We start from the raw sequence: 25,631 nt of genomic DNA, 5'->3' as shown, positions 1-25,631 counted from the left end.
GTACCGAGCTTTTGAGCACCCGCCCGAGATCGCTGGCCTGGGACGCCACCACCGCCATCGAGGCGTTGGCCGCCGCTGACACGGCGCTGTGGATCTGGACGCCTTCCGAGGATCAGATCCGTTTCACCGGCGCCACCCGCCCGCTGGGCCTGGGTCCGCTGGCCCCCGAATGTTCGTCCGCCGGCTTCGTCGCCCTGGCCCTGCCGCAGGACCGGGCCCTGGCCGAGCGTATCCTGAAGCCGCAGGAAGAGGGCGTGGAGATCGCCGTGCGCCTGCGAATGCGCGGCTCCGAGACCTGTCTGTGGCGCGGCGTCTGGCTCGAGGACGGGCTGCGGGCCGCCGGGGTCGTCGCGCTGGAGGCCAAGTTCGCGGCGTCCGAGATCGACGCCCTGACCGGCCTTCTGGACCGCCGCACCTTCATCAGCCGCGTGGCCGACATTCTCACCGCGCCGGGCGACTATGAGCTGGTGGTCGCCGACGTCGATCGCCTGCGCCGCCTGAACGAGGCGCTGGGCCACGAACGCACCGACCTGCTGCTGTCGGCGCTGGGGTCGCGCCTGTCCTCGGCCTTTGCCTCGACCGCCGCCCCGGCGCGCGTGGGCGAGGACGAGTTCGCCGTCTTCGTCGCCAAGGGCCACGGCGCCTCGGCCGCCCACCGCATGCGCGAGGCGCTGGAACAGCCGCTGCGCGTCGCCGGCTTCGACATCTATCCGACCGTCTCCATCGGCGCCGCCACCGCCGAGGGCGGGCCGGACGCGCCGGGCGCGGGCGAACTGCTGCGCCGGGTCGAGCTGGCGGTGGAATCGGCCAAAACGGCGGGGCGTGGTGGTTCGGCGGCGTACGGCCGCGCGCTGGAAAGCGACAGCCTCAGCCGCCTGGCGCTGGAGGCCGACCTGCGCAACGCCTTCGTGCGCGGCGAGATCGAGCCCTTCTACCAGCCCATCGTGAACCTCAACACCGGCGCGGTGGCCGGCTTCGAGGCCCTGGCGCGCTGGCGTCACCCCCGGCGCGGCCTGGTGCCGCCGGACGAGTTCCTGACCCTGACCGACGAGCTGGGGCTGATGAACGACCTGGGCCTGCTGATGATGCGGTCGTCCGCGCGTCAGCTGGCCGAATGGCTGGCCCGCTATCCGACCGCCGGCAAGCTGTTCTGCAGCGTCAACCTGTCGGTGGGCGAGATCGAACGGCCGAACCTGGTAGAGGACGTCGCCGAGATCATTGCCGAAAGCGGCCTGCCCAAGGGCGCGCTGAAGCTGGAGGTCACCGAAGGCGACATCATGCGCGACACGAATCGCGCGGCCGAGACCCTGAAGCAGCTGAAGAAGGCCGGCGCCTCGCTGGCCCTGGACGACTTCGGCACGGGCTTCTCATCGCTGTCGTATCTGGCGCGCCTGCCGTTCGATACGCTGAAGATCGATCGGTACTTCGTTCTGACGATGGACAAGGACGAGGGCTCGGCCAAGATCGTCAAGTCGGTCGTCAACCTGGGCCGCGACCTGGCCCTGGAAGTCGTCGCCGAGGGCGTCGAGAACGCCACCCTGGCGCGGCTGCTGCTGGAAGCCCAGTGCCACTACGGCCAGGGCTTCGGCTACGCCCCGGCGCTTCAGGCGCCGGACGCCGAGGTCTATCTGAACGAATCTCTCGCCGACGGCGTCGCCCCGCTGAAACAGCGCTCGGCGTAAGCTTTCCCTCTCCCAAAGGGAGAGGGCTTGAGCGCCTGAGAGCCGTCAGGCGATCAGTCTTGCGCGAAAGGGTGAGGGGTAGAAGCTGACGGGTGAGGGCGCCCCCCTCACCCCTTGACGCTTCGCGCCGCCCTTTGGGTCGGCTGAACCAATCGCTTCGCTCTTGGAGCCTCAAGCCCTCTCCCTCTGGGAGAGGGTAACTACGCCCGCCCCGCCTGGGTGGACAGGAAGCTTGCGTCGACGCCCAGCTTGGCCAGCACGCGGTTCCACTTGCCCTCGTGGTCCTCGTCGAAGATCAGGTCCATATCCCCATCGGCGATCAGCCAAGCGTTCTCGGACAGCTCTTCATCCAGCTGACCCTCGCCCCAGCCGGCGTAACCCAGCACCAGCACCGACCGGCCGGGCCCGGAGTTGCGGTCGGTCATGACGCTCAAGACCTCGCGCGTGCCGGTCATGGCCAGACCGTCGGCGATGGCGATGGTGGCGTCGTCGGACATCCAGTCGTCGGTGTGCAGCACCATGCCGCGCTCCCGCTCGACCGGGCCGCCGATCAGCACGGCGCGGTGACGGGTGTCCTCCGGCGCGGGGGCGTCCAGCTTGGCCAGCACGTCGCGCAGGTCCACGCCCGGCGCCGGGCGGTCCAGGCGCAGACCCATGGCGTGGTCCGGCGTATGGGCGCAGATCAGGATCACCGCGTGCTCGAAACGCGCGTCGCCGATGCCGGGCATGGCCACCAGTAGCCGGCCGGTCAGAGAGGGAAACTCGGGCATGACCAGACATTGGGCGCCGCGCCCGGCGGGTGCAAGACCGACGGCGCTTGGCGGGGCGATGCGCCGCGCCTATGTGCAGTCGATCCCATTCCGGAGAGACCCATGACCATCAAAGTCGGCGACCGTATCCCCAGCGTCACCATCGGCAAGGCCACACCCGAAGGCCCGCGCCCGGTCGAGACGGCCGAGTTCTTCGCCGGCAAGACCGTGGCCCTGTTCGCCGTCCCGGGCGCCTTCACCCCGACCTGCTCGGCCCGCCACCTGCCAGGCTTCAAGGACGCGCTGGAGGACTTCAAGGGCAAGGGCGTGGACGTCATCGCCTGCGTCTCGGTCAATGACGCCTTCGTCATGGGCGCCTGGGCGCAGAGCCAGGACATCGGCGCCGACGACATCGTCATGCTGGCCGACGGCAACGGCGACTTCACCCGCGCCCTGGGCCTGACGCTGGACGGCAAGGGCTTCGGCATGGGCGAGCGCTCGCAGCGCTACTCCCTGCTGGCCAAGGACGGCGTGGTCGCCGAGCTGAACATCGAGGCCGGCGGCGAGTTCAAGGTCTCCTCCGCCGAGCACCTGCTGGCGCAGCTCTGATCAAAGGTCCTCCACCGTGAAGAACGGGGGAGGATCATCCACCGACGTCTTCACCCCCGCGCAGCGCAGCGCCGTCATGCGGCGGGTGAAGGGCCGGGACACGGCGCCGGAACTGTTCGTACGTCGCGCCTTGCGTGAGACGGGTGTCGGCTATCGCCTCGGCGGCTGCGGTTTGCCGGGTCGGCCGGACCTGGTGATGAAGGGCCGGCGGGTCGCCCTGTTCGTGCACGGCTGCTTCTGGCACGGCCACGACTGCGCGCGGGGTGCGCGCCAGCCGAAGGCTAACGCGGACTACTGGATCGCCAAGATCAGCCGCAACCGCGCGCGGGACATCAGAACCGCCGAGGCGCTGGTCACCGCCGGATGGCGCGTCGTCGTCCTGTGGGAATGCGATCTGAAGGGGCCGGACGCGGCGGCGCGCGTGGTCGCGGCCGTGCTGGATCAGGCGGCGACGGTTTCCGCCGGGACGTCTTCCTCGATGCCCGCCAGCACCTGATTGAGCGCGCCCAGCAGGGCGGCCGGCGTCAGGGGCTTGGAGACGAAGAAGTTCATGCCGGCGGCCGAGCAGGCGGCGATGTCCTCGGGCGCAGTATCCGCCGTCACGGCGATCACGGGCGTGGAGGCGTTGACGCCGTCGCCGGCGCGCAGGCGGCGCGTGGTCTCCCGGCCATCCAGCTCGGGCATCCGCACATCCATGAAGATGACGTCGAACGGCGAGGCGGCGGCGACGTCCAGCGCCTGTAGGCCGTCGGCCGCCGTGGCGATGTCGCAGCCCATGGGCGCCAGGATCAGCTGGATCGCGCGGCGGTTGATCTCGTGATCATCGACGACCAGCACCCGCAGCGCGCGGCCTTCGTCCTCGTCCTCGACCGCGTCCGCGTCCGCAGTCTCGGCGACCGACGCGCTCTCGATGGGCGCCGCCACAGGCGCGGGCGTGGCAGTGGCGGCCATGGGGTCGCGCACGGGGGACAGCGACAGGGCGCGAGCCACCGCGGCGCGGCCCTGGTCCAGGTCGCTGGTCAGGGCTGGGATGGACGTCTCGGCGCGCCCCAGGTTCAGCGACAGGGTGAAACAGGCGCCCTGGCCGGGCGCGCTGCGCGCCGTCAGGCGTCCGCCCATCAGCTGGGCCAGATCGCGGCTGATGGCCAGTCCCAGGCCCGTGCCGCCGTGACGGGCGCTGACGCCCTCGGCGGTCTGGTCGAAGGGGGTGAACAGGCGGCCGATCTGGTCCACCGTCATGCCGGGGCCCGTGTCGATCACATCGACGACCAGCGAATAGTCGTTCAGCGGATCGGTCCAGGCCCGCACCCGCAGGGTGATCGAACCCTCGGACGTGAACTTCATGGCGTTGGAGATCAGGTTGTTCAGCACCTGACGCAGCCGCATCGGATCGCCGCGGACGCAGTCGGGCGTCTGGGCCGCGCCTTCGAACCGCAGGGTCAGGCCCTTGGCGCGGGCCGGGGCCTGCCACAGCTTGACGGTCTGGGCGAACATCTGGCGCAGGTCGAAGTCGACGCTGTCGACGGTCATCCGCCCGGCGTCCAGCTTGGAGTGATCCAGCAGGTCGTCCAGCATCGCCTTCATCATCATGCCCGCGTCGGTGATCAGCTGGGCGTTGGCGCGCGACGAGGGGTCGCCCAGCCGCTCCATCTCCGAGGCGCCGGTCAGGATGGCGCTGATGGGGGTGCGCAGGTCATGTCCGACGGCCGCCAGGAAGGCGGAGCGGCTGGCCATGGCGCGCTCTGCGTCCAGACGCTTGCGATCCGCGTCCAGACGGGCGCCGGCCTCGGCCAGTGACGCGTCGTTCATGCGCTTCCAGGTCTGCAGGCAGAATCCGATGAAGACGCCGACCGCCACGGTGACCGCCGTGATGTAGCTGGCGTCCGCGCCCGCGACGGCCATGAAGAAGGGGGTGGCGGCCAGATAGGCGAATTGCGGCGACGCCGAGCAGGCCAGCACCAGGCGCGATCCCGGCGCGTTGATGGTCGAATAGATGGCTCCGGCCGTCAGCATCAGGCCGGCGCAGACGCCGCCCACCGGTCCGCCGATCAGCCACAAGGGGATCGACAGGCTGCCGAAGAAGGCCGCGTTGGAGAACAGCATCACACAGCCGAAGGCGGTGCGGACGCGCGACATCTGGTTGGTCTTGCCCGCGTAGATCGGCGCGAAAATCCACAGGTCGATCACCTGCACGGCGACATAGGCCAGCAGCCAGCAGACGCCGAAGGCCCATCCCATGAGGGGCGCGTAGACCAGAGCCGCGGCCGCGCCCATGCCCAGACGCTGCACCAGCGCCTTGCGGCGTTGGCGTATGGCGGCCGCCCAGCGGGCGGAGGCGTCGGCGGCATAGGCCTCTGGCATAAGTGTCCCCGGCGGGCCCTTTGTCCCTTCCGAAGAGGATGGCCCGTCTGCCCTAACGCCCCGTCAACATCCGGCGGCGGAAAGCTCGGAAAGATGCTTAACGCCCTCGGCCCGCAGGCGCGCGGCGATGTCGCGTTTGATCCGCCCGACCAGGGCCGGGCCTTCATAGATCAGGGCCGAATAGATCTGGACGGCGCTGGCCCCGGCCTTCAGGCGGGCGAAGGCGTCGGCGCCAGAGGCGATCCCCCCCACCGCGATCAGCGGCAGCCGGCCTTCGGCGGCTTCGGCGGCGGCTTGAAGCGCCAGCATCGCCCGATCCTTCAGCGGCGCGCCCGACAGGCCGCCGGTCTCGCCGCGATCGGGCGCGCGCAGGCTGGCCGGCCGGTCCAGCGTGGTGTTCGAAACGATCAGAGCGTCGATCCGCCAGGCGATGGCCGCCTCCACGATCTGGCCGATTTCTTCGCCTGTCAGATCCGGCGCGATCTTCAGAAAGACGGGCGCGGCGTCATCACCCCGCGCCTCGGCGACACGGCCCAGCAGGTCGTCCATCGCCGCCCGCCCCTGCAGGGCCCGTAGCCCCGGCGTATTGGGCGACGAGACGTTGACGGTGAAATAGTCCGCCAGCCCCTTCAGGCGGCGCAGACCCAGGACATAGTCCGCCGCCTTGTCCTCGGTGTCCTTGTTGGCCCCCAGATTGGCGCCGACCACCCCGGTGCGCGGGCGCGCGGCCAGGCGGTCCGCGAAGGCCTCCAGGCCACGGTTGTTGAAACCCATCCGGTTGATGATCGCTCGGTCCTCGCTCAGGCGGAACAGGCGCGGCTTGGGGTTGCCGGGCTGCGGCTGCGGCGTCACCGATCCGCACTCGACCGCCCCGAAGCCCAGCCCCAGCAGGCCGGGAATGGCGCGCCCGTCCTTGTCCAGACCGGCGGCCAGCCCGACCGGGTTGGGCCAGGTCAGGGCGCCGATGCGCGTCTCCAGGATCGGGTCGTCGGCGGGCGGCGTACGAAAGGGCGATAGGCCCAGGCCGGCGATGGCCAGCTCGTGCGCCGTCTCCGGCTCGAACCGGCGCAGCGCGGCGGCCCCGGCGGTGAACAGCGCGTCCTTCATGACGCGGCCCGCAGGACCGAGACGCCGCCGGCGGCGTCCACGTCGAAGGCCATGACTACCCCGACGGCCGCCATCGGCAAGACGCCGTACAGGTGCGGAAACAGCTGGCCGCCGCGCGACGGCTCCCAGCGGACGTCGCCCAGATCGCCCAGCCGCACCTCGGCCAGGATCAGGTCGGACTGGCCGGCGAAATGCTTCTGGGCCGTCTCACGCCACTGGTCCTCGGTCGACAGATGGATATAGCCGTCGGTCAGGTCGATCGGCGCGCCTGCGAAGGTTCCGGCGCCCCGGAACGCGGCCCACTGATCCGCCGTCAGGATCTTGTAAGCGACCTGGCTCACCGGCTCAGTTCGTCCGGCAGCAGCAGTCCCTCGAACGTCCGGCGCCCGGCGACGTCGACGCCGAAGACGGCGGCCGCGCCCGGCGGAAATCCGGCGGTCAGCCGGTCGATCACGCCCGGCGAGGCGGCGCCCTCGATCAGATAGTCGACGGCCAGCTGATGGACGCCCGGATTGTGCGCCAGCACGATCAGACACCCGGCGGCGTCCTCCCGGTCCTCCACGAGGCTTCGCAGCCGCTCGGCCGGAGCGTCATACGCCGACGCCTCCAGGCTCAACTCGACGTCGCCAAAGGACTCGCTCAGCCCCTCCCACGTCTCGCGCGTACGCCGGGCGTCCGACACCAGGGCGTGATCGGGACGCAGATCGCGCGCGGCCAGGGCGCGGCCCACGGCGACGGCGTCCGCACGGCCCTCGTCGGACAGCGGGCGATCGCGGTCGCCGCGTCCGGCCGCCGCCGGCCCGGCCTTGGCGTGTCGCATGAGGATCAGACGATGCATGATCTGCGCTTAGGGCCGTTCGGCCGCCACGGCCAGTCCTGCGTCGCCTACCGGATGCGGGTGCGACCGGCCGGCTGGGGTTGCAGCGCCGGCGCGGCGGCGGCGGACAGCTCGGCCTGTCCCGAGGGCTGGATGCGGGCATAGGCGTGACGCCGCGCCTCCAGCAGGATGACGCCGGCCGCACCGGGAATGACGCGCCGCCCGACCTGTTCGAACCCTTCGGCCATGCCCAGCAGCGGCGGCCAGGGCGGAACATACAGCGTGTGGGCGAAGGCGGTCGGCTCCAGCCCCACTTCGCGCACCAGCCGCTCCAGCTGCCCGCGCGAGAACGGGCGGCCGTGGCCGAAAGGCGTCTTCTCCGACCGCGCCCACATCCCGCCGCGCGCCGCGACCGCCAAGATGATCCGCCCGGCCGGCGCCAGGGCCCGCACCGCCTCGGTCAGCAGCAGCCGCGCGTCGTCCGCCTCCTCCAGTGCATGGATCAGCAGCACCCGGTCGAAGGCGCCGGCGGGGAAGGGCAGGCGGCGCTCGTCGGCCAGGACGGCGCGATTGCGCCCGCCGGCGGTCCATAGTTCGGCGCCCTGGGCCCCCGGCATGGCCGCGATCAGGCGCCGTGCGCCGACGAAGGCGTCCAGCCACGGCGTCGCATAGCCGATCCCCAGGATGTCGCAGCCGTTGGCCTCGCCCCACGCTTCTTCCAGGCGCCGCGCCAGCAGACGCCGCGCCGCCTGACCGGTCGGCTCGCCGTAGAAGGTCCTCAGCTCGTCGATGCTGCGCCGCATGGACGCCAGTATAGGCCCGGCGCAGGCGCGGCTGCTAGGATGGCGCCATGACGCTGGACATCCGCCTGTTCCCTTGCCGCGCCGACAACTACGGCTTCCTGATCCGCGACCGGGCGACCGGGGCGGTGGCGACGGTGGATACGCCGGACGCCGAGGCCATTCTGAAGGACCTTCAGGCTTCGGGCTGGGGCCCGCTGGGCCTGATCCTGAACACCCACTGGCACCCCGATCACACAGAGGGCAATGCGCGGCTGCAGGCCGAGACGGGATGCGAGATCGTCGGCCCGGAAGAGGTCCGCCGCGTCGCGCCGCTGGATCGGGCGGTCGGCGACGGCGACCAGGTCACGCTGGGTGAAACGACCTTCGCCGTGACCGCCACGCCGGGCCATACCCTGGGTCACATCGTCTACCGTGCGGGCGTGGAGGCCTTCGTCGGCGACACCATCTTCGCGCTGGGCTGCGGCCGCCTGTTCGAGGGCGCCCCCGACCAGATGTGGGCCAGCCTGCAGCGGCTGATGGCCTGGCCGGACGAGACGCGCCTGTGGTGCGCCCATGAATACACGGCGTCCAACGCCCGCTTCGCCCTCAGCCTGGACGACGGGCCCGAGATGACGGCCCACGCGCAGGCCATCTTCGCGGCCCGCGAGAGAGGCGAGCCGACCGTGCCGACCACGATGGGGGTGGAGCGCCGGCTCAATCCGTTCCTGACGGCGGGGGACGCTTCGGTGTTCGGCCAGCGTCGGGCCGCCAAGGACGGCTTCGCGGGCTAGATCAGCTGGCGTCGCTGATCAGGCGGATCAGGCGCGCGGAGGACGGTCGACCGGCCGGACCCGCGTTCGCGTCGATGATGATGCGCAGGGTGCCCCGGTCGAAGGTGGCGCCCGCCCGGCCCTGATCGGTCACCAGGATGCGGCGCAGCTGGCCGACCTTGCGCTGGCTGTCCGGCGTGCGGACCATGCGGGCGATGGCGTCGGTCGCGGTCGACAGGCTGTCGGCCGCAACGGCCTCGGATCCGGGCCGAATGTCGACGTCCACGACGACCAGCCGCCCCAGCGTGCGACTGGCGCGGTCGCTCTGCCGGACGATGAAGTTCCACAACTGCACGGCGCTCAGCGTCGGCGGCGCCAGACCGTCCGCGGCGCCCGACAGCGCCGCCGGCGCGCCCTGCGGCGCGCTGGTGGTGTAAAGCGTCATGCCGCCGTCGGGCGTGACCCGCAGGATCTGATCGCCGTTGTCGTTGCGATAGATGATGTCGCCGCGCGGCGCCGCCGTGGGACGCAGCACCCAAATCTCGGTCGAGCGGTCGAATCGCAGCAGCGGCCGCGGGCCGGAACGATCGAAGGTGAAAGCCTGGCCTGTCTCTGAAACGAAGCGGCCGATCGGCGGCAGGTTGCGGCTGAACACCCGGTCGCGCATCGACTGGCCCGAGCCTTGGGCCACGGCGTCCGTCGCGCCGAACACGACGCCCCCGACCGCGACAGCGAACGCCATCGCGATCAGCAGCGGCGTCATCGCCGTCCTGACCGTCGTCCCGAAACTCATGAACCGTGGATTGACGGGTCGGCGCGGCGGATTTTGGGCGGAAGAGGGCCTCAGCCGACCAGGTATTGGCCGCCGTTCAGCGACAGGGTGCAGCCTGTGACATATCCGGCACGTTCGCCGCACAGCCAGGACACCATATCGGCGATTTCCTCGCCTTTCCCGAGTCTTCCGACCGGGATCTGGGAAATGATGGCGTCCAGCACCTTCTGGTCCATGGCGCCCACCATCTCGGTGTCGATATAGCCCGGCGCGATGCAGTTCACGGTCACGCCCTTGCGCGCGTTCTCCAGCGCCAGAGCCTTGGTGAAACCGATCATGCCCGCCTTTGCGGCGGAATAGTTGGTCTGGCCGATCTGACCTTTCTGGCCGTTGATCGACGAGATGTTGACGATCCGGCCGTGGCCGCGGTCGCGCATGCCGTTGATGACCTGGCGCGTCATGTTGAAGACGCTGTCCATGTTCACGCGGATGACGTCGGACCATTGATCCGAGCTCATCTTGTGGAAGAAGCCGTCGCGCGTGATGCCGGCGTTGTTCACCAGCACGTCGATGGGGCCCAGCTCGGCCTCGATCTCGGCCACGGCGCGGGCGCAGTCCTCGTAGGAGCCGACGTTGCCCTTCACCACCATGACGCCCAGTTCGCGCGCGGTCGCCTCGGCGGCTTCGACATTGCCGGAATAGCCGGCCGCCACCTGAAGCCCGTCGGCCTTCAGCCGCTCCACGATGGCGCGGCCGATGCCGCGGGTGCCGCCGGTGACGAGAGCTACGCGAGCCATGAGCGATCCTTTGTCCCTGTCGGCCCCGTCTGACGCGCGGCCTTGATGGTCTACGCTTTAGCGGCGTGGAGGTTCTTCGCAACCTCGGCTTCGTGACGGAGCGGCTATTTCAACCGCGCGATCAGGGCCTGCGCCGCCGCCGGGTTGCGCACCTTCGCGCCGGCGATGAAGTAGGCGAAGACGTCGCCCCGCTCGGCCCAGGCGCGGGTGCGCGCGGCGATGGCGTCCAGCTCGGCGCCGGTCATGCCGCTCGCCACGTCCTCCCGGCTCGACATCAGTCGGGCGTAGGTGAAGTCGGCCGTGGGCTGGTCGATGCGCGGCCAGGTCGGCGCCTCGTCATCCTCCGCATAGACAATGGCGACGCCGTATTGGGCGGCCAGGTCGTAGAACTGGGGCGTGTCGAACGTCGGGCTTCGCACCTCCAGCGCGTGACGCAGGCGCAGGCCGTCCTTCTCCCTGGGCAACAGTTTCAGGAAGCCCTCGAAGTCGACGGGATCGAACTTCTTGGTCGCCATGAACTGCCAATTGATGGGCCCCAGCTTGTCCCCCAGCGCCGTCAGCCCCTGGTCCAGGAAGCGCGCGACGCTGTCCGCGCCGTCTGCCAGCACCTTGCGGTTGGTGCAGAACCGGCTGGCCTTGACCGAGAAGACGAAGCCGTCCGGCGTCTCGTCCTTCCACTTCATCCAGGTGTCGATCTTGAAGCCCGAATAGTAGGTGCCGTTGATCTCGATGGAGGTCAGGGCGCGGCTGGCGAACTCCAGCTCCTTCTTCTGGCTCAGCTTGTCCGGGTAGAAGACGCCCCGCCACGGTTCATAGGTCCAGCCGCCGATGCCGACGCGGATGGGATGGGTCATGGCCTGCCTGCCTCTTGATCGGACCGCGCCGGCCCGTGGGCCGGCGGCGTGGGCGCATCGGAGGCCGCTGATCGACCGCCTCGGGCTCATCGCCATACAAGACAATAGGGCTGCTGAACACAAAGGCCCCGTCAGCGGTCAGCATCGCCTGTGGCCAATAGGCGGCGGTGGGTCGATGGGTCACAGCCAAGCTTCTGAAATCGCCTTGCTTCTGCGCGGGCATGTCCGCAATACAGCCCCAGGTAACGGGGGTTCCCATGTTCAAATCGTCCACCAGCGCGCTGGCGCTGACCTGCGCGCTCGCCGGCGCCGCGTTCGTCGCCGCTCCGGCCTCGGCCCAGAGCTTTCAGGAGGGGACCAGCCAGTGGAACCTGGCCCTGATTCACGCCGACGCCGCCAACAGTCGCGGCTATACGGGCGCCGGCGTCACGGTCGGTGTTCTCGATAGCGGCATCGACGTTTCCAACCCGGATCTGGCCGATCAGGTGTCGGACCTGTCGCACGACGTCTTCTCTGGCGGATCGGCGACCGACGACCCGAACGGTCACGGCACGCACGTGGCCGGCATTATCGGCGCGGCGCGCGACGGTTTTCGCGTGCAGGGCGTCGCCTATGGCGCTGAACTGGCCGCGTTCCGGCTGCCTGCCGAGGGTACAAGCTTCCTCGAGAATGACATCCGGCTGGGCCTGGCCATCCAGGACGCCGTCGATCGGGGCGTGCGCATCCTCAACAACTCCTGGGGCTGGGATTTCTACATCGGCGACGGCATCAGCCGGGCCGAGGTCCTCGAAGGACTGCCTGGCCAGATCGCGGCCTTCCGCAACATGGCTGCGGCGGACGGGATCATGATTTTCGCGACCGGCAACGAGGAACAGGATCAGCCCAGTCTGCAGGCGGGCATGCCGTTTTACCTGCCGGAGCTTCAGTCCCACTGGCTGGCGGTCACCGCCGTGGGGCCCACGGGCGAGATCGCCAGCTATGCCAACCACTGCGGCCTCGCTGCCGAGTGGTGTCTGGCTGCGCCGGGCGGAGAAGTGACGACGGGCGACTTCGGCGACCAGATCATCTCCGACGGCACGAACGGCGGCCTCGGCGGGAGTGGACTGGACATCAAGGCCGGCACCTCGATGGCGGCGCCGCATGTGACGGGCGCGGTCGCCATCGCCAGTCAGATGTTCCCGAACGCGCCGGCCGCCGGTCTGACCCGACTGGTGCTGGCGACCGCCACCGACATCGGCGAAACGGGCCTGGACGACGTCTACGGCTGGGGCCTGCTGAACCTAGCGAACATGGCCTCCGTGCTGGATGCCGAGGCCGGATCGGTCTTCGCCAACGGCGCCTGGGCCGCCGATGAGGGTCAGAGCGCCCTGATCGAAACGCTGACCGGCCGTGTGGTCGCGGGCGGACCGGCCGGCGCCTGGGCCTCCGTCCTCGGCGGGCGCGGCGAGCACGACGCCACGCCCGACGCTTACGGGGCCAGCGCCGACACCTTCGGCATGGTCGCCGGCTACGACATGGCCGCCACCCAGACGACGCGCATCGGCGCGGCCCTGTCGATGACCCGCACCGACTTCGACGAGGACGGACTGGACAACGGCGGCCGCGTCGACGCCCTGACGCTGTCCGGCTATGCGGCGGCCCGCAAGGGCGTGCTGTTCGCGGACGCCTCCGCCGGCTTCAGCTACCGCGACTACAGCTACACGCGCCACGACATCCTCGGCGCCGCCGGCACGGTTCTGGAGGCCCAGGGTCTCGAGGGCCGCGCGACCAGCGACGGCTTCGGCGTCTTCGCCGACGCACGCTTCGGCGCGGTGATCACGGCGGGCACGGCCCAACTGCGGCCCTTCGTGCACGGCCGCCTGATCCATCAGTCGATCGACGGCTTCGAAGAGGCGGGCGCCGACGTCTTCGCCCAGGCCGTGGCCGACACGGATCTGCAGCGCTACGAATACGGGCCGGGCGTCGAAGCCGTGCTGGACGCCGGCGGCGGCCTGCGCGCCGATCTGTCGGTGCGCTACGACTTCCGGTCGGGCGATGACGACTACGCCGTGCCGGTCAGCCTGATGGGTTCGGCCGTTCCGGCGCGGATCGGCGCCTTGGGCGACGGCGTGACTGTCAGCGGGGGCGTGCAGGCGCGTCTGGGCCAGGCCTGGCAGGCCAGCGCCCGGGGTTTCTGGTCCGGCGGCGACGACCGCGCGGCCGGCGGTGCCTCTGTGGGCCTCAGCTACACCTTCTGAGCGGCCTCGAAACCGCACAGGACAAAGGGCCCGCCGCGATCGCGACGGGCCCTTTTCGATTGATGAGCGCCTCAAATTCGAAGAGGCGCGACCTAGTAGGCGAAGTCCGCGTACACCCGCTTCACATCGCCCTGCCACGCGCCGTGATACAGCTCCAGCAGCCGATCCGCCGGCGTCACGCCGCTGTCGGCGATGTCTTCCAGCTCGGCCAGATAGCCCCGCTCGTCCACCATCCCGGCCGAGAAGCAGGCGCGGTTCTTCAGGCCCTGGCGCGCGATCGCCACCACATCCACCGCCACGTCGCGCACCGAGCGCCCGGCGACCTGGGCCTTCAGCCCCAGCCGCGTCACGTCGCGGCGCAGGCGTTCGTGATCCTCGACGTCCCAGTCCTTCACCATATCCCACGCCGCCGCCAGCGACGGCGCGTCGTACAGCACGCCGGCCCACAGGGCGGGCAGGGCGCAGATGCGGCTCCACGGCCCTGAGTCCGCGCCGCGCATCTCCAGATAGGCCTTCAGCCGCACCTCCGGGAAAAGCGTCGTCAGGTGGTCGTTCCAGTCCTTGATCGACGGATACTCGCCCGGCAGCGCCGGCAGCTTCCCGGCCTGGAAGTCGCGGAACGATTGGCCCGAGACGTCGATATATCTGCCGTCGCGCTTGGCGAAATACATCGGCGTGTCGAGGGCGTAATCGGCGTAGCGCTCGAACCCGAAGCCGTCCTCGAACACGAAGTTCAGCATCCCCGTGCGGTCCGCGTCCGTGTCGGTCCAGACGTTGGCGCGCGCGGTCAGGAACCCGTTCGGCTTGCCTTCCGTGAACGGGCTGGCGGCGAACAGGGCGGTGGCGATGGGCTGCAGCGCCAGCGAGGTGCGGAACTTCTGCACCATGTCGGCCTCTGAATCGAAGTCGAGATTGGCCTGCACCGTCGAGGTGCGCAGCATCATGTCCAGGCCCAGCGAGCCGACCTTGGGCATGTAGGCTCGCATGATCTCGTATCGGCCCTTGGGCATGACCGGCACGTCCGCGCGACTCCACAGCGGGTCGAAGCCCAGGCCCAGGAAGCCGAGGTTCAACTGGTCCGCTACCTGCTTTACCTCCAGCAGGTGCTGGCCGGTCTCCGAACAGATGTCGTGGATGGTCTTCAGCGGCGCGCCCGACAGCTCGAACTGGCCGCCCGGCTCCAGGCTGACGGAGGCGACGAAGCCCTCGTCGTTGTATCGCTCCAGCCCGATGACGTGGCCGCCTTCCTCGACGGGCGTCCAGCCGAACCGCTGCAGGCCGTCCAGCATGGCGCGGATGCCGTTCGGACCTTCGTATGTCGGGCGGCGCAGGGTCGCTCGGTCAAAGCCGAACTTCTCGTGCTCGGCGCCGATGCGCCACTGATCCTTGGGCTTGGCGCCCTTGGACATGGCGCCCAGCAGGGCGTCCCGGGTCAGAGGTTCGTGTTCAGCCATGCGGCGGGGCCCCCGACCGCTATCGGTCAGCAACAATGTGTCGCGGCTAGATGGGCGATGAAACCGCAACGCTCAAGGGGGCGGATCGCTTCGTCTTGCGTCTGCGTCCGCATCCGGCGCGGGCGGCGGTTAGAAAGCGGACGTCGTCGGGGCAGAAGCGAACAGAGTGGAGTCGAAAACGAACGCCCCGAAGCGCGGTTTAGCAGGGCCACAGCCGGGGAATGTGCACGATGTGCACTCGAAAAAATCCACGCCGCAAGCGCCCCGGTCGTCGCCGAAGCGAACAGAGTGGAGTCGATTTTCGCCTACCGCTCCCAGTCCCCCAACGCCGCCTGCCACAGCGTCAGCGCTACGGTCGCGGCGGTGTCGGCCCGCAGCACCCGAGGGCCCAGCGAGACGGCGGTCGCATAAGGCAGAGCCCGCAGCCGCTCGCCCTCCTCTGGCGTGAAACCACCCTCCGGCCCGATCAGGATGGCCCAGGGCGCCTCTCCCTCCCCGTCCCGGGGAGGGGCGTCGTCGCGCAGCGGCGACGGGGTGGGGGCGGCCACGCTCCCTGTCTGCGCGCCGTCACTCGACGCCTGCGGCGCCTGCCCTTCCCGTCCCGGGGAGGGAGAGGCGCGAAGCGCGACTAACGCCGGCGGCCCGCCGGTCTCGTCGCAGAACATCAGCCGCCGAGCCGGATCCCAGCCGTCCAGCAGAGCGTCCAGCTTCACCGGATCGTCCACGGGCGGCACGTCCATCCGCCCGGTCTGCTCGGCGCTCTCCTCGGCGATGGCGTCCAGCCGGTCCAGCCGCAGATGCTGCGGCTGCGTCCGCGCGGTCTGCACCAGCCGAATGCGCGCGGCGCCCAACTCGGTCGCCTTCTCCACCGCGAACTCCAGCGCCGACTTCTTCACCACGGCGAGCAACAGTTCGATGTCCGGCGGCGAGACCTGCCCGCGCAGCCGCTCCTCGGCCTTCAGCACCACGCCCTTCTTCAGCACCTCCGCCACCGAACAGCGCCACTCGCCGTCCACGCCGTTGAACACCGCCAGCGCGTCCCCGGCCTTCAGCCGCATCACCTGGGTTAGGTACCGCGACTGGTCCAGCGTGGGGGCGAGCGCCGCGCCGGCCGACAGCGGCTGGGCGATATGCAGCCGGATCATCCGACCGACACCAGCATGCCGGTCAGAAGCACGCAGCCGATCGCCACCACGACGCTGGTCGTCAGACCCGTGCCCCGCGACCGCAGCCACCCGCTCAGCCCCAGCGCCGCCAACAGCGCATAGAGCCCCAGCATGAAGGCCAGCGTCATCAGCGCCTGTGTCCCGCCGACCCTGGCGACCCCGAGCCCCGGCCCTTCCGGATGCAGCGCCGCCACCACGGCCGTCGATCCCACCACCGCCACGATGAAGGCCACCGAGGACGCCGCCGAAAACCCGATCGCCACGGTCGCCAGCCGCCCCCGCGCATTGATCGCCAGGAGCGTCCCCAGAAACGTCGCCGCGAAACCACCGAGGAAGGCGCTCAACCCCCCGATCTGGGCGGCGACGGCGGAGAGATAGGCAGGGGCGAATGACATGGGTGAGAGGCTAGTCGGGAATACGCGGGGGAGCGAGGGTCAGTCGTTACTCGCGAGCCTGTTCGCTGCTGCCCTGGCGGCTTTGCGCTCACCCTTCCAAAACGTGCGCTTGGCCCAGCGAAGATGTTTCCACCATTCGCTCGCCGGGGTCAGGATGCCGTTCTTCGCGGTGGCCATCACAGCAGTTTACGACTGACGGCGCTTCGACGCCACGCCCGCCGTGCTATCGTTTCTCATGGCTCATCCGGTCAGCGACGCAGAAGATACTCCGTGCGGGCCGGTTCGGCGGGTGTTCGGCTTCGAGCAATTTCCCGACGCCCTGTTCTACGAGGCTCCCAACGCCCTCCGCTTTGATCTGGGCGGAGACCTGTCGATGTCGCGCCAACTCGCGGCCAGGTTCCTGCAGGCGATGGACCGGTCCCGGCATGTCGCGGCCGCTCTGTTCGACGGCGCCGAGACGCTGGCTATCCTGATCCGCTACTCCGAGCATCCGGAATGGAGGCATGGCCGCCGCAAGACGCTTGTCGCTCTGGCGCGTGCTGGCTTTCGGGCGCCGCTTGGTCCCGTCGAGAAGATGGCTGACCCCGCTGCCGATCCGGAAGACCAGTTGCTGAGGTGCTGGCATCGGATCGAGATCCCCAACGACCCGACCCTCGTCGCCGCGCTGTTCTGGTGCGCGATCGCGGCGGAAACGCCGGTCACCCCCAAGGCGGGATGGGGCGTCTTCCACAGCTACATCGTCGACTTAACCGCAGGCGTCGCCCTGCATCTCTACGACGACCGCGGGATGGACGTGATCGCAACGACGACGGACGCCCTGCGCCCGATATACGAGCAGTTTGGCGACTGGCTGCTCGACTACGACCGACCGCACATGGACGCGACTTTCGCGACCTAAAGCGTCCGCGCGATCAGCACCTTCATGATCTCATTGGTGCCGCCGTAGATGCGCTGAACGCGGGCGTCCTTGTACAGCTGGGCGATTGGGTATTCGTTCATGTAGCCGTAGCCGCCGTGCAGCTGCAGCATCTCGTCCAGCACTTCGCCCTGGATGTCGGTGCACCAGTATTTGGCCATCGAGGCTGTCGCGGCGTCGAGCTGCCCCTTCAGGTGCAGGCCGATGCAGTGGTCGACGAAGACCTTGGCCACGGTCAGCTTGGTCTTCACCTCGGCCAGCTTGAACTGGGTGTTCTGGAAGTCGATGACCGCCTTGCCGAAGGCCTTACGCTGCTTGACGTAGACCAGGGTCTCCTGAAGCCCGCGCTCGGCGGCGGCGACGCCCTGGACGGCGATGTTCAGCCGCTCCTGCGGCAGCTGCTGCATCAGCTGGATGAAGCCCAGGCCTTCGGCGCCGCCGATGATATTGTCGCCGGGGACCTTCACCTCGTTGAAGAACAGCTCCGAGGTGTCGTTCCCCTCCATGCCGATCTTGTGCAGGTTGCGACCGCGTTCGAAGCCTTCCGCGCCGTCCGTCTCGACGACGATCAGCGACGTGCCTTTGGCGCCGGCGGTCGGGTCGGTCTTGGCCACCACAATGATGAAGTTGGCCAGCTGGCCGTTGGTGATGAAGGTCTTGGAGCCGTTGACCACATAGCCGTTGCCGCTCTTCACGGCGGTGGTCTTGACCCCCTGAAGGTCGCTGCCGGCGCCTGGCTCGGTCATGGCGATGGCGCCGACAAGTTCGCCCGAGGCCAGGCGCGGCAGCCAGCGCGCCTTCTGCTCGGTGGTGCCGTAGTGCCAGATGTAGGGGGCGACGATGGCGTTGTGCAGGCTGATGCCGAAATGGTCCGCGCCCTTCCAGCCTAGCTGACGCATCAGCACCACCTCGTGCCGATAGTCGCCGCCCATGCCGCCGTCCTCCTCGGGCATCGACAGACCCAGCAGGCCGTCCGCGCCCGCCTGGGTCCACAGGTCGCGCGGCACGGTCGAGTTGGCGATCCACGACTGCACGGCCTCGGGCGGCGCATGGTCGTCGATCCATTTGGCGACGCTGTCCGAGAAGAGGGTGATCTCCTCGTCCTGCATGAAGTCGGGTTCGGGGGTGTTGAGGACGTTCATGGGTGGCTCCGCTTTGCAGAACCCTCTCCCAAAGGGAGAGGGCTTGAGCGCACGGCGGCGTGAGCCGTCGTCCTTGCGCGAAAGGGTGAGGGGTGAGGCTAACAGGAGAGGGCTGAACCCTCACCCTTTCGGCTTGCGGATCGCTGCGCTCTCCGAGCCTCAAGCCCTCTCCCCTCGGGAGAGGGAGCGCTAAAACGCCTCGGCCGGCATGGCCATCAGCACGTCCGCGCCGGTCTTCAGCTTGGTCAGGTGCGCCCCGGCGTCGGGCAGGATGCGTTCGACGAAGTAACGGCCGGTCTGCATCTTGGTCGCGTAGAACGGATCGCTGTCGCCGGCGTCGATCTTGGCCTGGGCCGCCTTGGCCATCTGGGCCCAGAGGTAGGCCAGAGCCGTGAGGCCGAACAGGTTCAGATAGTCGGTCGAGGCGGCGCCGGCGTTGTCCGGGTTGGCCATGCCGTTCTGCATCAGCCACATCGTGCCTTCCTGCAGCTTGGCCTTCGTGTCGGCCAGGCCGTCGATGAAGGGCTTCACCGTCTCGCCCGCGCCGGCGTTCTCGGCTGTGAAGGCGTCGATGTCGCCGAACCAGGTCATGATGGCCCGGCCGCCCTGCGACGGCAGTTTGCGGCCGACCAGATCCAGGGCCTGGATGCCGTTGGTGCCCTCGTAGATCATGGTGATGCGCGCATCGCGCAGATACTGGCTGGCCTGGAAGTGCTCGGTGTAGCCCGAGCCGCCGTGCACCTGCATGCCCAGGGACGCGACGTGGAAGCCCTTATCGGTCAGATAGGCCTTCAGCACCGGTGTTAGCAGGCCCATGTAGTCGTGGGCCTTTTGCGCCGTGGCGGCGTCGGCGGACTTCTGCAGGTCGGCCTGCAGCGCGGTCCACAGGATGAAGGCCTGGCCGCCTTCGACGAAGGCCTTGGCCTCCAGCAGCATGCGGCGGACGTCGGGGTGGACCATGATGCTGTCGGCGGGCTGGTCCGGGCTCTTGGCGCCGGTCAGGCTGCGCCCCTGAATGCGGTCCTTGGCGAACTCCAGCGCGGCCTGATAGGCGGCGGCGCCGATGGCCAGGCCCTGCAGGCCGGTGCCCAGGCGCGCCTCGTTCATGACCACGAACATGTTGTTCATGCCCCGGCCTTCCTCGCCGATCAGCCAGCCGGTGGCCTCTTCGTATTGCATCACGGCCGTGGCGTTGCCGTGGATGCCCATCTTGTGCTCGAGGCCGGTGCACAGGAGCGAGTTGCGCTCGCCGAGCGAGCCGTCCTCATTGACCAGGAACTTGGGCACAAGGAACAGCGACAGGCCCTTGATGCCGGCCGGCGCGCCTTCGACGCGCGCCAGGACCGTGTGGATGATGTTGTCGGTGAAGTCGTGCTCGCCGGCCGAGATCCAGATCTTCTGACCGGAGATCTTGTAGGTCCCGTCGCGCTGCGGGACGGCCTTGGTGCGCACCATGCCCAGGTCGGTGCCGCACTGGGGCTCCGTCAGGTTCATCGTGCCGCCCCACTCCCCGGTGGCCATCTTGGGCAGGTATTTGGTCTTGAGCTCGTCCGAGGCGTTGGCGTGGATGCCCGCATAGGCGCCCGCGGTCAGGCCCGGATACATCGAGAAGGCGGCCGAGGCGCCGGCGGTGAATTGGCCGAACGCCATGCCGACGACGGCGGGCATGCCCTGGCCACCGTAGGCCGGATCGGCCGACAGGGCGGGCCAGCCGGCCTCGACCATCGCGTGATAGGCTTCCTTCCAGCCCTTGGGACCGGTGACGACGCCGCCCTCTGCCCAGTGACAGCCTTCCTTGTCGCCCGAGTGGTTGATCGGGGCGATGACCTCTTCGGCGAACTTGGCGCCCTCTTCCAGGATCTGGCCGATCAGCTCGGACGACACGTCCTCGAACCCGGCCTGGTTGGAATAGCGGTCGATCTCCAGCACCTCGTTCAGGATGAACGTCAGGTCGCGGACGGGCGCCTTGTAGGTCATGGGATCAGGCTCTTGCTTTGAAGGGGTGGTGTTCGTCGTGGTTGAGGCGCGAGCGCAGGATCTGCTCGTATTCCTCGGCGCCGGGCAGCAGGTCGGGGCGGGTGGCGCCCAGGCGTTCTTCCATGGCCTGACAGGCGGCCTCCGCCATCTCGATGGCGCCGTCCAGATCCTCGCGCTGCTGCTTCAGGGCCTCGATCTGGGCGCGGTGGCGGCGCAGGGCGACCGCCATCTGATGAACATTGCCGTCCTTGCTGTCGTACAGGTCCAGCATGTCCTGGATCTCCTGCAGGGTGAAGCCGATGCGGCGGCCCCTCAGGATCAGCTTCAGGCGGGCGCGGTCGCGGCTGTCGTAGACCCGCGTCTGGCCCTTGCGGGCGGGCGTCAGCAGCCCCTTGTCCTCATAGAAGCGCAGCGCGCGCGCGGTCGCGCCGAACTCTCGGCACAGGTGCCGGATCGAATAGGTGCGGTGATCGTCGGCGGTCGCCATGGGTCTAGGCATAGCCCAAACTTGACGCGGACGTAAAGGGAAGGTTTTTACGCCTCATGGGGCGCAAACACGTCAACGACGCCGGAACGGCCAAAGGCGACCTGCCGCAGAAGACGTGCGTCTGCTGCGGCCTGCCGTTCTCATGGCGCCGCAAGTGGGCGCGCGACTGGGATCAGGTGAAGTTCTGCTCGGACCGTTGCCGGGCGGCGGGCGAACCTAGCCGCGGCGGAACCACAGGACCGGGGCGGTCAGGGCCAGCAGGACGGCGTTGACGCCGGCCAGGCCCCAGTCGGCGCCCAGCAGGTGGACGCCCATCATCACGGCTTCCAGAGCCAGCAGTCCGGCGGCCGAGGCCAGCAGGACCGGACGACCCAGGCGCCACGACGCCAGCGGCGTCAGCACGCCCACAGCCAGGACGATCTCGAACAGCCCCAAGGCTCTGACGAAGGCGACATCGGCGGTGGCGGGCCAGCTCAGCAGAGTGACCAAGTTGACCATCGGCTCGGTGATCTTGGCGTAGCCGGCGGCGACGAAGAACATGGCCAGCCAGCCCTGGGCGGTCCACAGGGCCAGGTTCCGGTAGTTGGCGGTCAGGCGCGCTTGCGCCGGTGTCAGCGTGGTGGTGGTCACAGTCATCAGCCCCAATTCGTAACAGTGTCGATATCGGATCGGCGCTGTCGCTTCGCAAGGGGTGAATAGCAAAGGTTGGCCGTTTTGTCATCGAGCGATGACTAGATTCGGTCATCGCTCGATGACTAATTGTTTCAACGGCTGATGACTTAGCTCTCCTGCTCGCCGTCGTCGGGCTGGAGACCCGGCTTGCTGGCCAGTAGCCGACCGGGGTCGCAGTCCAGTTCCCGGCACAGGGCGTCCAGGGTGGAAAAGCGGATGGCGCGCGCCTTTCCGGTCTTCAGGATCGACAGATTGGCGATGGTGACCCCGACGCGATCCGACAGTTCCGTCAAGGAAATGCGGCGTTCCAGAAGCATCTGGTCCAGTTGAACGATGATGGCCATGGTCGCGTCCCCCTCAGACCGTCATCTGCTGTTCGTCGCGCATGGTCGAACCCTGGCGGAAGACCTCGGCGAGCATAAAGACGATCAGGATGCCCAGCCAGGCGCCGAGGTTGGCGTCGCGGCCGTGTGCGGCGCCTTCGACCGCCGGCCCGCTGAAGGCGATGATCGCCGAGGCGACCTGGACGCCCAGCAGACCCACGCCGACGCCCTGCAGCCGGCCGACGTTCGCGGGCTCGAAGGCGTCGCCCTGGTTCACCGCCAGGAAGATGCGGCGCAGCCGGTTGATGATCCACCAGGTGCTGACGGACGCCACGAAGGCGGCGGCGTAGGTCATCCGCTCGGAGATCATGATGGCGCGCGACGGGTCCCGCTCGGCCCCGGTCAGGCCGTCCATCAGGCCGGCTGCGAAGTCGGGCACGAACATCGCCGCCAGAAAGGCCAGCCCCAGCAACACGGCGCCGATGGCCACGAAGACATTCACGAAGCCCAGAACCCAGCGCATAACGCTGGCGACCGAGCGGCGACCGATCAACCTCATCTCGAAATCCTCCCGCCGCATCCGCGCGGCCATGTCGATATTCGATATGGGCTCATCGTTTATCGATCAAGACATATCTCGATAAACGATATGAAACTTTGGTAATGCGGCGATCAGCCAGTCGCCAGCCTCGCCCCTGCCAGTCGGGCGAGTTTGGCGTGGAAGGGCGCCCAGTCGTCGCACTGGTCGATGGCCGACCAGATCGCCTCCACCTCGTCGATCAGCATCTCCTCCGGTTCGGCTTGCGCGAATACCGGATGCTCCAGCCGCTCGGGTCGATCAGGTTCGTGCTCGAACAGGGCGAACCGGAAATCGGCGAAGGTCTTGGACTGGTAGAGAGCGGCGCGCGGCCCCGACAGAGCACGGGCGCTGGAGGCGAAACCGGCGAACCAGTCGAAGAACAGCGGCTCCCACCGCAGGGCCTCGCCGCCTTCGCGCAGCAGGGCCAGCGCCGCGTCCAGCAGGCGCTGGTCCGCGGCCTCGCCCAGGCTCTTCACCCCCAGCCGCCGCAGGAAGGCGGCGCGCAGGTGGCGGATATAGGCGGGGCCGAACCCGTTCAGGGCTTCGGTCAGCGGCTCCGCGTCGGCGACCAGCTTCAGGCAACCGGCCAGTTGGGTCAGGTTCCAGAACACCGCCTCTGGCTGGCGCGCGAAGGCGTAGAGACCGAACTGGTCGAAATAGGCGGCGGTGAAGCCGGGCTCGTAATACGGCAGGAACCGCCACGGGCCATAGTCGAAGCTCTCGCCCGTGACGTTCAGATTGTCTGTGTTCAGCACCCCGTGCACGAAGCCGGCGGCGATCCATGAAGCTGTCAGCCGCGCCGAGGCCTCGACGATGGCGGCCAGCAGCGCGGCCGCGTCGCCGGGCGCGACCTGCGGGTGGTAGATGGCGCGGACGTGCTCCACCAGCGCCTCGATCTGGTCCTTGCGGCCCAGGTAGGCGGCGCGCTGGAAGGTTCCGAAGCGGACGTGGCTATGTTGAAGCCGCACCAATACCGCCGAGCGGGTGGGGGAGGGCTCGTCGCCCCGGCTAAGCGCTTCGCCCGTCTCGATCAGGCTGAAAGTGCGGCTGGTCGGGACGCCCAGTGTCTCCAGCATCGTCGAGGCCAGCACCTCGCGCATCCCGCCCTTCAGCGTCAGCCGCCCGTCGCCGTCGCGCGACCAAGGGGTGCGGCCCGAGCCTTTTGTGCCGAGGTCGAGCAGGCGACCTGGGGGGCTACCGCTCGCGACGCGGTCGCTTGCTGCTTGAGCCGGAACGGCTTCCCGCATCTGCGCCGCCAGGAACCCCCGCCCGTCACCGATGTCGGGGTTGTAGGTGCGGAACTGGTGGCCGTGATAGCGCATGGCGATCGGCCCCGGCTGGCCGGGCAGGGGCTCGAACCGGCCGAAATGGGCGATCCACTCGGCGTCGGTCAGCCCATCCAGCCCAACGGAGGCGGCGGCCCGGTCATTGCGATAGCGGAGGATCGTCTGGGGGAAGTCCGCCGCCTTCACGGCGTCGCCAAACTCATCGCCCAGGTCGAAGAAACGTGGCTCGGGGCGATAGGCAGGGTTGGTCGGCATCAGCGGCAGATGCGGTCGCGGCGGGCGCGGCGCAAGCGTTGAACCGTCACGGCGGGCGGCTATAATCGTGCGCAGAGATCAGGTCCCGGGTTCGCGGGGCCAGGCCGGCGCCGGCAGGCGAATCCGGTCCGACGCCCGTCGATAACCTGGCGTCACGTAACGACCCCCTTGATCCGGAGGCCGCCGTGGCGCGCAGACTGACACTCGATATCCTCAAGACCGAAACCGCGTCCGGCGCGGCGCTGGGCCTGGCCGCCGTGGCCGCCCTGCTGGCCGCCAACTCGCCGTGGGCCGCCGACTACTTCGGCTGGCTGAAGAGCGAGCACACCCTCCAGCTGGGGCCGCTGGTCCTGCGCGAGACGATTTCCGACTGGATCAAGGAAGGCCTGATGGCGGTCTTCTTCCTGATCGTCGGGATGGAGATCAAATGGGAGATCTTCCGGGGCGAACTCAGCGATCCAAAGAAGCTGGCCCTGCCGGTGATCGCGGCGCTGGGCGGGATGGTGGCGCCGGCGGCGGTTTATCTGGCCGTGGCGGGCGGGCTGGGCGGTCCCCATCAGGGCTGGCCGATACCGCTGGCCACCGACATCGCCTTCGCCCTGGCCGTGTTCGCCGCCGTGGGGCGCGGCCTGCCCAGTTCGCTGCGGGTCTTCCTGCTGACCCTCGCCATCGTCGACGACCTGGGCGCCATCGCCCTGATCGCCGTGCTGTTCAGCGAGGGGTTGCAGTGGGCGCCGCTGCTCTGGGCGGCGGGCGCGCTGGTGCTGGGCGGCGTGGTCGCGCACCGCTTCCGCATCCCCTCGCCCTTCTGGGTGCTGGGCTTCGGCCTGGTCTGGTTCCTGGCGGTCGAGGCGGGCCTCAGCACCTCTCTCAGCTCCGTCGCCTTCGCCGCCATCGTCCCGCTCGCCCCGCGCCCGGGCAACAAGCAGACGCCGATCAAGGAGGCGATGCATGACCTGCATCCCTATGTCGCCTTCCTGATCCTGCCGCTGTTCGCCTTCGCCAAGGCGGGGGTGTCCTTCGCCGGCCTGTCGCTCGAACAGGCGGCCGCGCCCTTGGTGCTCGGCGTGGCCCTGGGCCTGTTCGTCGGCAAGCAGATCGGCGTCTTCGGCGCGGCCTGGCTGGCGGCGAAGGCGGGGCTCGGCGTCCGCCCGACGGGCTCCAGCTGGATGCAGCTCTATGGCGTGTCGCTGCTGTGCGGCGTCGGCTTCACCATGAGCCTGTTCATCGGTGTGCTGGCCTTCCCCGGCGCGGTGGATTCCATCGAGCAGGTCGAGATCAAGCTGGGCGTTCTGGGCGGTTCGCTGCTGTCGGCCGTCCTCGGCGGAATTGTGTTGGCGCTGGCGGGTCGGCGGGGGTCGGATCGCGCAGCAGAGCCGGAAGTTGACGCAAGGACCGCCCAAGATTGACCCAAGGGCATCCAAATCTGTTTCATTTGCGT

Annotated in this window: 27 protein-coding genes; 8 read left to right on the top strand and 19 right to left on the bottom strand. The window is 69.0% G+C overall.

Features of this window, described 5'->3' with window-relative positions; all coding sequences use genetic code 11:
* Positions 1 to 11: 11 nt before the first annotated feature.
* The gene (locus ASG17_RS13435; RefSeq protein WP_056104814.1) at positions 12 to 1,682 is read left to right on the top strand and encodes a bifunctional diguanylate cyclase/phosphodiesterase; all 1,671 of its coding nucleotides are present in this window, start codon (positions 12 to 14) and stop codon (positions 1,680 to 1,682) included.
* Positions 1,683 to 1,882: 200 nt separating this feature from the next.
* On the opposite strand, the gene ASG17_RS13430 is transcribed toward ASG17_RS13435, so the two are convergent.
* Complete coding sequence (locus ASG17_RS13430) at positions 1,883 to 2,452, bottom strand: YqgE/AlgH family protein (protein ID WP_056104813.1); 570 nt, start codon at positions 2,450 to 2,452, stop codon at positions 1,883 to 1,885.
* A gap of 102 nt (positions 2,453 to 2,554) precedes the next feature.
* On the opposite strand from ASG17_RS13430, the gene ASG17_RS13425 reads away from it, so the two are divergent.
* Positions 2,555 to 3,040 (top strand): peroxiredoxin, encoded by a 486-nt coding sequence (locus tag ASG17_RS13425; RefSeq protein WP_056104811.1) that lies wholly within the window; start codon positions 2,555 to 2,557, stop codon positions 3,038 to 3,040.
* Between the two features lie 76 nt (positions 3,041 to 3,116).
* The gene (locus ASG17_RS13420) at positions 3,117 to 3,536 is read left to right on the top strand and encodes a very short patch repair endonuclease (protein WP_056105070.1); all 420 of its coding nucleotides are present in this window, start codon (positions 3,117 to 3,119) and stop codon (positions 3,534 to 3,536) included.
* Here the strand turns inward: ASG17_RS13420 and ASG17_RS13415 are convergent.
* The 5 genes from ASG17_RS13415 to ASG17_RS13395 all read right to left on the bottom strand — a co-directional run bounded on the left by ASG17_RS13415 (position 3,482) and on the right by ASG17_RS13395 (position 8,128).
* Complete coding sequence (locus ASG17_RS13415; protein ID WP_056104809.1) at positions 3,482 to 5,401, bottom strand: ATP-binding protein; 1,920 nt, start codon at positions 5,399 to 5,401, stop codon at positions 3,482 to 3,484. The genes ASG17_RS13420 and ASG17_RS13415 overlap by 55 nt on opposite strands.
* A 63-nt stretch (positions 5,402 to 5,464) precedes the next feature.
* The gene (locus ASG17_RS13410) at positions 5,465 to 6,508 is read right to left on the bottom strand and encodes a quinone-dependent dihydroorotate dehydrogenase (RefSeq protein WP_056104807.1); all 1,044 of its coding nucleotides are present in this window, start codon (positions 6,506 to 6,508) and stop codon (positions 5,465 to 5,467) included.
* Positions 6,505 to 6,849 carry a DUF952 domain-containing protein gene (locus tag ASG17_RS13405; protein WP_056104805.1) on the bottom strand — a complete coding sequence of 115 codons (345 nt, stop codon included), beginning with the start codon at positions 6,847 to 6,849 and terminating at the stop codon, positions 6,505 to 6,507. Before ASG17_RS13405 ends, ASG17_RS13410 begins: the two co-directional genes overlap by 4 nt.
* Positions 6,846 to 7,346: a histidine phosphatase family protein gene (locus tag ASG17_RS13400; RefSeq protein WP_056104803.1), complete on the bottom strand. Its 501-nt coding sequence runs from the start codon at positions 7,344 to 7,346 to the stop codon at positions 6,846 to 6,848. The genes ASG17_RS13405 and ASG17_RS13400 overlap by 4 nt, the downstream gene beginning before the upstream one ends.
* Before the next feature lie 47 nt (positions 7,347 to 7,393).
* Positions 7,394 to 8,128: a class I SAM-dependent methyltransferase gene (locus ASG17_RS13395; protein WP_056104800.1), complete on the bottom strand. Its 735-nt coding sequence runs from the start codon at positions 8,126 to 8,128 to the stop codon at positions 7,394 to 7,396.
* Positions 8,129 to 8,175: 47 nt separating this feature from the next.
* On the opposite strand from ASG17_RS13395, the gene gloB reads away from it, so the two are divergent.
* The gene (gene gloB, locus ASG17_RS13390) at positions 8,176 to 8,898 is read left to right on the top strand and encodes a hydroxyacylglutathione hydrolase (protein ID WP_056104799.1); all 723 of its coding nucleotides are present in this window, start codon (positions 8,176 to 8,178) and stop codon (positions 8,896 to 8,898) included.
* Position 8,899: 1 nt separating this feature from the next.
* Here gloB and ASG17_RS13385 read toward each other — a convergent pair whose 3' ends face one another.
* The 3 genes from ASG17_RS13385 to ASG17_RS13375 all read right to left on the bottom strand — a co-directional run bounded on the left by ASG17_RS13385 (position 8,900) and on the right by ASG17_RS13375 (position 11,300).
* A complete protein-coding gene (locus tag ASG17_RS13385) occupies positions 8,900 to 9,670 on the bottom strand; it encodes a DUF4908 domain-containing protein (RefSeq protein ID WP_056104796.1) in 771 nt (256 codons plus the stop codon).
* A gap of 50 nt (positions 9,671 to 9,720) precedes the next feature.
* A complete protein-coding gene (gene phbB / locus ASG17_RS13380) occupies positions 9,721 to 10,446 on the bottom strand; it encodes an acetoacetyl-CoA reductase (RefSeq protein ID WP_056104795.1) in 726 nt (241 codons plus the stop codon).
* 104 nt (positions 10,447 to 10,550) lie between these two features.
* Positions 10,551 to 11,300 carry a DUF72 domain-containing protein gene (locus ASG17_RS13375; RefSeq protein ID WP_056104791.1) on the bottom strand — a complete coding sequence of 250 codons (750 nt, stop codon included), beginning with the start codon at positions 11,298 to 11,300 and terminating at the stop codon, positions 10,551 to 10,553.
* A 257-nt stretch (positions 11,301 to 11,557) separates the two neighbouring features.
* Between ASG17_RS13375 and ASG17_RS13370 the strand changes: the two genes are divergently transcribed.
* Complete coding sequence (locus tag ASG17_RS13370) at positions 11,558 to 13,537, top strand: S8 family serine peptidase (protein ID WP_056104789.1); 1,980 nt, start codon at positions 11,558 to 11,560, stop codon at positions 13,535 to 13,537.
* 92 nt (positions 13,538 to 13,629) lie between these two features.
* Here ASG17_RS13370 and ASG17_RS13365 read toward each other — a convergent pair whose 3' ends face one another.
* The 3 genes from ASG17_RS13365 to ASG17_RS13355 all read right to left on the bottom strand — a co-directional run bounded on the left by ASG17_RS13365 (position 13,630) and on the right by ASG17_RS13355 (position 16,552).
* Complete coding sequence (locus ASG17_RS13365) at positions 13,630 to 14,991, bottom strand: glutamate--cysteine ligase (RefSeq protein WP_056104788.1); 1,362 nt, start codon at positions 14,989 to 14,991, stop codon at positions 13,630 to 13,632.
* A gap of 305 nt (positions 14,992 to 15,296) precedes the next feature.
* Complete coding sequence (locus ASG17_RS13360; RefSeq protein ID WP_056104786.1) at positions 15,297 to 16,136, bottom strand: 16S rRNA (uracil(1498)-N(3))-methyltransferase; 840 nt, start codon at positions 16,134 to 16,136, stop codon at positions 15,297 to 15,299.
* Entirely contained in the window at positions 16,133 to 16,552 is a 420-nt protein-coding gene (locus ASG17_RS13355) for a hypothetical protein (protein WP_056104784.1), read from the bottom strand. The genes ASG17_RS13360 and ASG17_RS13355 overlap by 4 nt, the downstream gene beginning before the upstream one ends.
* Before the next feature lie 289 nt (positions 16,553 to 16,841).
* Between ASG17_RS13355 and ASG17_RS13345 the strand changes: the two genes are divergently transcribed.
* A complete protein-coding gene (locus ASG17_RS13345; RefSeq protein ID WP_056104779.1) occupies positions 16,842 to 17,450 on the top strand; it encodes a DUF3885 domain-containing protein in 609 nt (202 codons plus the stop codon).
* On the opposite strand, the gene ASG17_RS13340 is transcribed toward ASG17_RS13345, so the two are convergent.
* From ASG17_RS13340 to ASG17_RS13330, 3 genes are all read right to left on the bottom strand, one after another.
* Positions 17,447 to 18,610: an acyl-CoA dehydrogenase family protein gene (locus ASG17_RS13340; protein WP_056104777.1), complete on the bottom strand. Its 1,164-nt coding sequence runs from the start codon at positions 18,608 to 18,610 to the stop codon at positions 17,447 to 17,449. The two genes, ASG17_RS13345 and ASG17_RS13340, sit on opposite strands and share 4 nt — an antisense overlap.
* Before the next feature lie 189 nt (positions 18,611 to 18,799).
* Positions 18,800 to 20,587, bottom strand: a complete 1,788-nt coding sequence (locus ASG17_RS13335) for an acyl-CoA dehydrogenase C-terminal domain-containing protein (protein WP_056104775.1) — start codon at positions 20,585 to 20,587, stop codon at positions 18,800 to 18,802.
* Between the two features lie 4 nt (positions 20,588 to 20,591).
* Positions 20,592 to 21,074, bottom strand: coding sequence for a MerR family DNA-binding transcriptional regulator (locus tag ASG17_RS13330; RefSeq protein ID WP_056104772.1), 483 nt, complete (start codon positions 21,072 to 21,074; stop codon positions 20,592 to 20,594).
* 56 nt (positions 21,075 to 21,130) lie between these two features.
* Here ASG17_RS13330 and ASG17_RS15275 point away from each other — a divergent pair, with 56 nt between their 5' ends.
* On the top strand, positions 21,131 to 21,346 hold the full coding sequence (locus ASG17_RS15275; RefSeq protein WP_082496288.1) for a DUF2256 domain-containing protein: 216 nt from the start codon (positions 21,131 to 21,133) through the stop codon (positions 21,344 to 21,346).
* Here ASG17_RS15275 and ASG17_RS13325 read toward each other — a convergent pair.
* The 4 genes from ASG17_RS13325 to ASG17_RS13310 form a co-directional block, all read right to left on the bottom strand.
* Positions 21,291 to 21,710, bottom strand: a complete 420-nt coding sequence (locus ASG17_RS13325) for a DoxX family protein (RefSeq protein ID WP_235560459.1) — start codon at positions 21,708 to 21,710, stop codon at positions 21,291 to 21,293. The genes ASG17_RS15275 and ASG17_RS13325 overlap by 56 nt on opposite strands.
* A gap of 143 nt (positions 21,711 to 21,853) precedes the next feature.
* Positions 21,854 to 22,090 carry a helix-turn-helix transcriptional regulator gene (locus ASG17_RS13320; RefSeq protein ID WP_056104771.1) on the bottom strand — a complete coding sequence of 79 codons (237 nt, stop codon included), beginning with the start codon at positions 22,088 to 22,090 and terminating at the stop codon, positions 21,854 to 21,856.
* A 13-nt stretch (positions 22,091 to 22,103) separates the two neighbouring features.
* A complete protein-coding gene (locus ASG17_RS13315; RefSeq protein ID WP_056105067.1) occupies positions 22,104 to 22,628 on the bottom strand; it encodes a DUF2975 domain-containing protein in 525 nt (174 codons plus the stop codon).
* A gap of 113 nt (positions 22,629 to 22,741) precedes the next feature.
* Positions 22,742 to 24,190 (bottom strand): protein adenylyltransferase SelO family protein, encoded by a 1,449-nt coding sequence (locus tag ASG17_RS13310; protein WP_056104769.1) that lies wholly within the window; start codon positions 24,188 to 24,190, stop codon positions 22,742 to 22,744.
* A gap of 185 nt (positions 24,191 to 24,375) precedes the next feature.
* Here ASG17_RS13310 and nhaA point away from each other — a divergent pair, with 185 nt between their 5' ends.
* Positions 24,376 to 25,599 (top strand): Na+/H+ antiporter NhaA, encoded by a 1,224-nt coding sequence (nhaA, locus tag ASG17_RS13305; protein WP_056104766.1) that lies wholly within the window; start codon positions 24,376 to 24,378, stop codon positions 25,597 to 25,599.
* Positions 25,600 to 25,631: the final 32 nt, after the last annotated feature.

It is taken from the genome of Brevundimonas sp. Leaf363 (assembly GCF_001424025.1).
Taxonomy (GTDB): domain Bacteria; phylum Pseudomonadota; class Alphaproteobacteria; order Caulobacterales; family Caulobacteraceae; genus Brevundimonas.
Note: the sequence above shows the minus strand (reverse complement) of the source record. Positions and strands in the feature narration are given on the sequence as shown.

Bases quoted from the DNA above. Each gene is read 5' to 3' on its own strand.
- ASG17_RS13325 (WP_235560459.1), bottom strand. From the start codon at position 21,710: ATGACTGTGACCACCACCACGCTGACACCGGCGCAAGCGCGCCTGACC.
- ASG17_RS13410 (WP_056104807.1), bottom strand. From the start codon at position 6,508: ATGAAGGACGCGCTGTTCACCGCCGGGGCCGCCGCGCTGCGCCGGTTC.
- ASG17_RS13330 (WP_056104772.1), bottom strand. From the start codon at position 21,074: ATGGCGACCGCCGACGATCACCGCACCTATTCGATCCGGCACCTGTGC.
- ASG17_RS13340 (WP_056104777.1), bottom strand. From the start codon at position 18,610: ATGAACGTCCTCAACACCCCCGAACCCGACTTCATGCAGGACGAGGAG.
- ASG17_RS13385 (WP_056104796.1), bottom strand. From the start codon at position 9,670: ATGAGTTTCGGGACGACGGTCAGGACGGCGATGACGCCGCTGCTGATC.
- ASG17_RS13400 (WP_056104803.1), bottom strand. From the start codon at position 7,346: ATGCATCGTCTGATCCTCATGCGACACGCCAAGGCCGGGCCGGCGGCG.
- ASG17_RS13415 (WP_056104809.1), bottom strand. From the start codon at position 5,401: ATGCCAGAGGCCTATGCCGCCGACGCCTCCGCCCGCTGGGCGGCCGCC.
- ASG17_RS13355 (WP_056104784.1), bottom strand. From the start codon at position 16,552: ATGTCATTCGCCCCTGCCTATCTCTCCGCCGTCGCCGCCCAGATCGGG.
- ASG17_RS13320 (WP_056104771.1), bottom strand. From the start codon at position 22,090: ATGGCCATCATCGTTCAACTGGACCAGATGCTTCTGGAACGCCGCATT.
- ASG17_RS15275 (WP_082496288.1), top strand. From the start codon at position 21,131: ATGGGGCGCAAACACGTCAACGACGCCGGAACGGCCAAAGGCGACCTG.
- ASG17_RS13375 (WP_056104791.1), bottom strand. From the start codon at position 11,300: ATGACCCATCCCATCCGCGTCGGCATCGGCGGCTGGACCTATGAACCG.
- phbB (WP_056104795.1), bottom strand. From the start codon at position 10,446: ATGGCTCGCGTAGCTCTCGTCACCGGCGGCACCCGCGGCATCGGCCGC.
- ASG17_RS13360 (WP_056104786.1), bottom strand. From the start codon at position 16,136: ATGATCCGGCTGCATATCGCCCAGCCGCTGTCGGCCGGCGCGGCGCTC.
- ASG17_RS13315 (WP_056105067.1), bottom strand. From the start codon at position 22,628: ATGAGGTTGATCGGTCGCCGCTCGGTCGCCAGCGTTATGCGCTGGGTT.
- ASG17_RS13310 (WP_056104769.1), bottom strand. From the start codon at position 24,190: ATGCCGACCAACCCTGCCTATCGCCCCGAGCCACGTTTCTTCGACCTG.
- ASG17_RS13335 (WP_056104775.1), bottom strand. From the start codon at position 20,587: ATGACCTACAAGGCGCCCGTCCGCGACCTGACGTTCATCCTGAACGAG.
- ASG17_RS13395 (WP_056104800.1), bottom strand. From the start codon at position 8,128: ATGCGGCGCAGCATCGACGAGCTGAGGACCTTCTACGGCGAGCCGACC.
- ASG17_RS13365 (WP_056104788.1), bottom strand. From the start codon at position 14,991: ATGGCTGAACACGAACCTCTGACCCGGGACGCCCTGCTGGGCGCCATG.
- gloB (WP_056104799.1), top strand. From the start codon at position 8,176: ATGACGCTGGACATCCGCCTGTTCCCTTGCCGCGCCGACAACTACGGC.
- ASG17_RS13430 (WP_056104813.1), bottom strand. From the start codon at position 2,452: ATGCCCGAGTTTCCCTCTCTGACCGGCCGGCTACTGGTGGCCATGCCC.
- ASG17_RS13420 (WP_056105070.1), top strand. From the start codon at position 3,117: ATGCGGCGGGTGAAGGGCCGGGACACGGCGCCGGAACTGTTCGTACGT.
- ASG17_RS13425 (WP_056104811.1), top strand. From the start codon at position 2,555: ATGACCATCAAAGTCGGCGACCGTATCCCCAGCGTCACCATCGGCAAG.
- ASG17_RS13370 (WP_056104789.1), top strand. From the start codon at position 11,558: ATGTTCAAATCGTCCACCAGCGCGCTGGCGCTGACCTGCGCGCTCGCC.